Genomic DNA, 5,205 nt, shown 5'->3' on the forward strand with positions numbered 1-5,205 from the left:
CGCCGTCGTCACCTTCAATCCGCCCAGCGGCGCACCATTGCCGGGTGCGGTCGTCAGTTTGGCGGTGATCGGTTCACCCGCCAGCTCCGTGGCCGTCACCTGGTCGGCAGAAAGCCTGGCCAGCCTGGCTTTCTGCTCCCGATCCGCCGGCGCGTCCACACGGGCATAGCTTGGCGAGCCGTACTTTTCGGCCAGCTCGGCGTACCGCTGCGACGGAGTCTGTCCGGTGATCGCCAGGATCTCGGAGGCCAACAGCGCCATGATGATGCCGTCCTTGTCGGTGGTCCACACCGAGCCGTCCCGACGCAGGAACGACGCACCTGCGCTCTCCTCGCCGCCGAAACCGATGCTGCCGCTGATCAATCCGTCGACGAACCACTTGAAGCCGACGGGCACCTCGACCAGCTTGCGGCCCAGCCCGGCGACCACGCGGTCGATGATCGACGAGCTCACCACCGTCTTGCCGACGGCCGTCGAGTTGGGCCATGCGGGGCGGTTGGCGTACAGGTAGTCGATCGCGACCGCCAGATAGTGGTTTGGATTCATCAATCCCGCATCGGGGGTGACGATCCCGTGCCGGTCGGAGTCTGGATCGTTGCCGGTGGCGATCTGATACTTGTCCCGGTTGGCGATCAGCGATGCCATCGCGTCCGGCGAGCTGCAGTCCATCCTGATCTTGCCGTCGGTGTCCAGCGTCATGAACCGCCACGTCGCGTCCACCAGCGGATTGACGACGGTGAGATCCAGATTGTGCCTTTCGGCGATCGCGCCCCAGTAGTCGACGCTGGCGCCACCGAGCGGGTCCGCGCCGATGCGCACCCCTTCCGCGCGGATCGCATGAATGTCGACAACATTGGGCAGGTCGTCGACATACGCGTCGAGATAGTCGTGGCGCTGGGCGGTCAGCAGCGCACCGGCCAGCGGCACCCGTTTCACGTCCTTCAGTCCGCCTCGCAGAATCTCGTTGGCCCGCTCGGCAATCGCGGTTGTTGCGTCGGTGTCGGCCGGGCCGCCGCTGGGTGGGTTGTACTTGAATCCCCCATCGCGCGGCGGGTTGTGCGAGGGCGTCACCACGATTCCGTCGGCCGGCGCATTGCTGCGACCGCGGTTGTAGGTCAGGATCGCGTGGCTGATCGCGGGGGTCGGGGTGTAGCGGTCGGCCGAATCGATCATCGCCACAACATCATTCGCGGCGAGCACCTCGAGCGCCGACGTCCACGCCGGTTCGGACAGCGCATGGGTGTCGCGGCCGATGAAGAGCGGCCCGGTGGTGCCCTGCGCGGCGCGGTACTCAGCGATCGCTTGTGTGGTGGCGAGGATGTGCGCCTCGTTGAACGCGCCGTCGAGGCTTGAGCCGCGATGACCGGACGTTCCGAACACCACCTGCTGTGCCACGTCGTCGGGGTCGGGCTCTATCGTGTAGTACGCCGTCACCACGTGAGCCACGTCGATGAGGTCTTCGGGTTGTGCCGGCTGACCGGCACGTGGATTGGCCGCCATGGTTACCGATTCTGCCCCCGTGATGACAGTGGTGTCCGCACAGTCACCTACCTTCCCGCCATACTTTGCCTCGTGTTTGGTTACGACCGACGCGAGTTGGCCGCGGTGTTCGCGGGAGGGGCCCTGGGTACCGTGGCGCGCGCCGCACTGAGCACACTGGCCGGAGCCGACCCTGCCCGCTGGCCGTGGCCCACGTTCACCGTCAACATTGTCGGCGCATTCCTGCTCGGGTACTTCACCACCCGGCTGCTGGAGCGATTGCCGCTGTCGAGCTACCGCCGACCGCTGTTGGGCACCGGGCTGTGCGGAGGGCTAACGACATTCTCGACGATGCAGGTCGAGACCCTGAGGATGCTCCAACACCACCACTACGGCCTGGCCGCCGGCTACATCGCAGCCAGCATCGTGGCAGGGCTGATCGCCGTGTACCTGGCCACGGCGATGGTGCGACGGGTGTGGGTGCGCCGATGACGATCGCGGTCTGGGCCGGGGTGCTGGCGCTCGGCGGCGTGGGGGCTGTGCTGCGGTTCCTGGTGGACCGCACCCTCGCGGCCCGCATCGCGCGGTCGTTCCCGTTCGGCACGCTGACGGTCAACATCAGTGGGGCCGTCCTGCTGGGCTTGATCAGCGGCTTGACGCTCAGCCCCGCGGCCGCCCTGCTGGCCGGCACGGCGTTCGTCGGCTCGTACACCACATTCTCGACGTGGATGCTCGAAACGCAGCGCCTCAGCGAGGAACGTCAGCTGTGGCCGGCGCTGGCCAACATCGTGATCAGCGTTGTGCTCGGTGTCGCCGCCGCGCTGCTGGGCCAGTGGATCGCGGGGCGCCTGTGAACGACGACTGCCTGAAACTGACGGCCTATTTCGGGGAGCGGCAACGCGCGGGTGGGCGGTTCCTGGCCGAGTCGCTGCTCAGCCTGTACGCAGAGCGCGCGGTTGCGACGAGCGTGTTGCTGCGCGGCATTGCCAGCTTCGGACCGCGCAAGCAGCTGCGCAGCGACGAATGGCTGAGCCTGTCGGAAGATCCGCCCGTGGCCGTCGCCGCCGTCGATGCCCGCGCCAAGATCGCCGGGTTGGCCGACGACGTGGTCGCGATGACGCCGCGCGGCCTGGTCACACTCGAGCGCGCCAGGCTCGTCAGCGGGAATGTCGGCGGATTCGCGGTGCCGAAGGAGCTCCACGACGCCGTCAAGCTGACGATCTACGTGGGACGCCAGGAGCAAGTCGACGGGGCACCGGCGTTTTACGCGGTATGCGACCTGCTGCACGGGGCAGGTGTCGCGGGTGCGTCGGTGTTCCTCGGCGTCGACGGCACCGTGCGCGGCGAGCGCCGCCGCGCGCGCTTCTTCAGCCGCAACGTCAACGTGCCGGTGATGATCATCTCCGTCGGCGCAAGCGATCGGATCGCCCGCGTCGTGCCGCAGCTCGGCGAAATGCTGCGTGAACCGCTGCTGACCGTCGAACGCATCCGGGTTTGCAAGCGCGACGGCGAACTGCTGGCGCGTCCCGACGCGCTGCCCATTGCCGACGAGCGCGGCGTCCGGCTATGGCAGAAGCTGATGGTCTACACCTCAGAGGACGCGCGTCACGACGGTGTGCCGATCCACCGCGCGCTGGTCCGCCGGCTGCGCCGAACCGGCGCCGCGAGCGGCGCAACGGTGCTGCGAGGCATCTGGGGTTTTCACGGTGATCGAAAACCCCATGGCGACAAGCTGATTCAGTTGGGACGACGCGTCCCGGTGACGACGATCATCATCGATCCGCCGGACCGCATCGCGCGCAGCTTCGACATCGTCGACGAGCTCACCGACGAGCACGGCATGGTGACGAGTGAAATGGTCCCTGCCCTGGTGCTCGTCGATGGCGACGAGCGCCTCGGGAGCACGCAGCTCGCCGACTACCGCTACTAGCCGCTGCTGGCTCGGCTGTCGGCACGGACGCTGAGCAGCACCGCGGAGTCCTCGACGGCGTCGAGGCTGTGCCGGCCGGGAGGAACCACCAGGAAGTCACCGACGGCGCCCTCCCATGACTCGCTGCCGCAGTTGACCTTCACCGTTCCCTCCAGCACCTGCAGCGTGGCTTCGCCGGGACTGAGGTGTTCGCCGAGCTCGTGGCCGGCGACGAGCGCGATCACGGTCTGCCGTAGGTAATGCTCGCTGCCGCCGTAGATGGTCTGGGCGGCACGGCCGCTGCTGGACTGGCGCGCCCGCGCCAGCTGTTCGTCGACGACCGCGGTCAGCGATATCGAGTCCATCATTCCTCCTAACGGGGGCGTCACGCGGCGAGTAACAGAATGCCCGAAACCAGCAGCGCGACAGCCTTGATCACTTCCAAGCCGATGTACACGCAGTGCGCACGCGAGCGTGGGCCTTCGTGTCCGGCAAGCACGGCGTCGGACCGGCGATTCAGCCACCTGCGGACGGCGACCAGCTGAACAGCCAACGCGACAAGTGCGACGATAATCGCCGCGATGATGCGCCCCGGCGGCAGGTCGACCGACAGCGACACCAGCACGATCGCGGCGAGGACGAGCTCCGCGCCGTTCAGCGCGTGAAACACGAGCCGGCCGATACCCAGCCCGATGGGCAGTGTCACGCCGGGTGCGCGGAATTTCAGCGGCGCCTCCATGAACGAGATCGCCATGACCATGCCGAGCCAGACGAAGATCGCACCGACGGCGGTCGCCCACGCCGCATTCATCGTCGCTGCTCCAGCAGGCGGGCGAGCACTGGTAGATGGCCGTGTTCGACGTCCTTCGCCGAGGTCAACAGCGTTGCGGGCCCGCCGCGGATGAGCCTGCGCAGCTCACCGAGGGCGGATTCGGCGTCGGGGCTTTCGAGCTCGTTTTCGTAGCGCGCGACGAACGTGTCGTAGCGAGCCGGGTCATGGCTGTACCAGCGCCGCAACTCCGACGAAGGAGCGACGTGTTTGCACCACCGGTCGATGCGCGGATCGTCCCTGCGGATGCCCCGGGGCCAGAGCCGGTCGACCAGTATCCGCAGCCCGTCGTCCGGTTGTGGTGGGTCGTAGATTCGGGCTAGCCGCATCACCACGCCTTTCGTCACCCCGTCGCCGGCATCCATCGTCGCGCCAGCCCGGCGACCCAGTCGGGCGCCGCCGCGGCGTCGTCGGGCGGCCCCTCGACGATGATGAGCTCATCGATTCCGATGTCAGCCAGGGCAGGCACGTCCGCGGGCCGTGGATCCCGCAACGCGACGGCAAGGTGTAGCTCGCGACGGTCGCGCCCGGATTCGGCACACAATCTTGTGATCCGCTCTGTCCGCGCGGCGACCTCCGCGACGTCGTCGAGGTAGAAGCCGTACCAGCCGTCTCCCCACCGGACCACCCTGCGAATCGCCGCATCGCTGTTGCCGCCCACCACGATCGGGATGCGCCGGTTATGCACCGGCTTCGGGTTCACGCGGATGTTCTCGAAGGTGACGAATTCGCCTGCGAATGACGCGACGTCTTCGCTCCACACCACCCGCATCGCGGCCGCGTACTCCGCGGTGCGCTGGCCGCGACGCTCGAACGGAACGGCGAGCGCGTCGAATTCCTCCTTGGACCAGCCGATTCCGACGCCGAGGGTGAATCGGCCGCCGCTGAGCCGGTCGAGCGTGGCGGCCTGTTTGGCGACCAGCACCGGGTTGTGTTCGGGCAGCAGCAACACCCCAGTCGCGATCCCGATCGTCGTCGTGGCTGCCGC

The 5,205-nt window shown here is 67.8% G+C and carries 8 protein-coding genes; 3 read left to right on the plus strand and 5 right to left on the minus strand.

The window, feature by feature from the left end; all coding sequences use genetic code 11:
- On the minus strand, nt 1-1,500 hold a 1,500-nt coding region (pgm, locus tag VKG81_RS09135; protein WP_324395605.1), incomplete at its 3' end, for a phosphoglucomutase (alpha-D-glucose-1,6-bisphosphate-dependent).
- Nucleotides 1,501-1,572: 72 nt separating this feature from the next.
- Between pgm and crcB (VKG81_RS09140) the strand changes: the two genes are divergently transcribed.
- From crcB (VKG81_RS09140) to VKG81_RS09150, 3 genes are read left to right on the plus strand one after another with little or no spacing between them, the layout of a single operon-like run.
- Entirely contained in the window at nt 1,573-1,971 is a 399-nt protein-coding gene (crcB, locus tag VKG81_RS09140; protein WP_324395606.1) for a fluoride efflux transporter CrcB, read from the plus strand.
- A complete protein-coding gene (gene crcB, locus VKG81_RS09145) occupies nt 1,968-2,333 on the plus strand; it encodes a fluoride efflux transporter CrcB (protein WP_324395607.1) in 366 nt (121 codons plus the stop codon). Before crcB (VKG81_RS09140) ends, crcB (VKG81_RS09145) begins: the two co-directional genes overlap by 4 nt.
- On the plus strand, nt 2,330-3,409 hold the full coding sequence (locus tag VKG81_RS09150) for a DUF190 domain-containing protein (RefSeq protein WP_324395608.1): 1,080 nt from the start codon (nt 2,330-2,332) through the stop codon (nt 3,407-3,409). The genes crcB (VKG81_RS09145) and VKG81_RS09150 overlap by 4 nt, the downstream gene beginning before the upstream one ends.
- Here the strand turns inward: VKG81_RS09150 and VKG81_RS09155 are convergent.
- The 4 genes from VKG81_RS09155 to VKG81_RS09170 all read right to left on the minus strand — a co-directional run.
- Nucleotides 3,406-3,753 (minus strand): cupin domain-containing protein, encoded by a 348-nt coding sequence (locus tag VKG81_RS09155; protein WP_324395609.1) that lies wholly within the window; start codon nt 3,751-3,753, stop codon nt 3,406-3,408. The two genes, VKG81_RS09150 and VKG81_RS09155, sit on opposite strands and share 4 nt — an antisense overlap.
- 20 nt (nt 3,754-3,773) lie before the next feature.
- The gene (locus VKG81_RS09160) at nt 3,774-4,199 is read right to left on the minus strand and encodes a hypothetical protein (RefSeq protein ID WP_324395610.1); all 426 of its coding nucleotides are present in this window, start codon (nt 4,197-4,199) and stop codon (nt 3,774-3,776) included.
- On the minus strand, nt 4,196-4,546 hold the full coding sequence (locus VKG81_RS09165; RefSeq protein WP_324395611.1) for a DUF488 domain-containing protein: 351 nt from the start codon (nt 4,544-4,546) through the stop codon (nt 4,196-4,198). Before VKG81_RS09165 ends, VKG81_RS09160 begins: the two co-directional genes overlap by 4 nt.
- 14 nt (nt 4,547-4,560) lie before the next feature.
- On the minus strand, nt 4,561-5,205 hold a 645-nt coding region (locus tag VKG81_RS09170), incomplete at its 5' end, for a TIGR03619 family F420-dependent LLM class oxidoreductase (RefSeq protein ID WP_324395612.1).

The sequence above is a fragment of the Mycobacterium sp. genome (assembly GCF_035314905.1).
Taxonomy (GTDB): Bacteria; Actinomycetota; Actinomycetes; order Mycobacteriales; family Mycobacteriaceae; genus Mycobacterium.

Bases quoted from the DNA above. Each gene is read 5' to 3' on its own strand.
- VKG81_RS09155 (WP_324395609.1), bottom strand. From the start codon at position 3,753: ATGGACTCGATATCGCTGACCGCGGTCGTCGACGAACAGCTGGCGCGG.
- VKG81_RS09165 (WP_324395611.1), bottom strand. From the start codon at position 4,546: ATGCGGCTAGCCCGAATCTACGACCCACCACAACCGGACGACGGGCTG.
- crcB (WP_324395607.1), top strand. From the start codon at position 1,968: ATGACGATCGCGGTCTGGGCCGGGGTGCTGGCGCTCGGCGGCGTGGGG.
- VKG81_RS09160 (WP_324395610.1), bottom strand. From the start codon at position 4,199: ATGAATGCGGCGTGGGCGACCGCCGTCGGTGCGATCTTCGTCTGGCTC.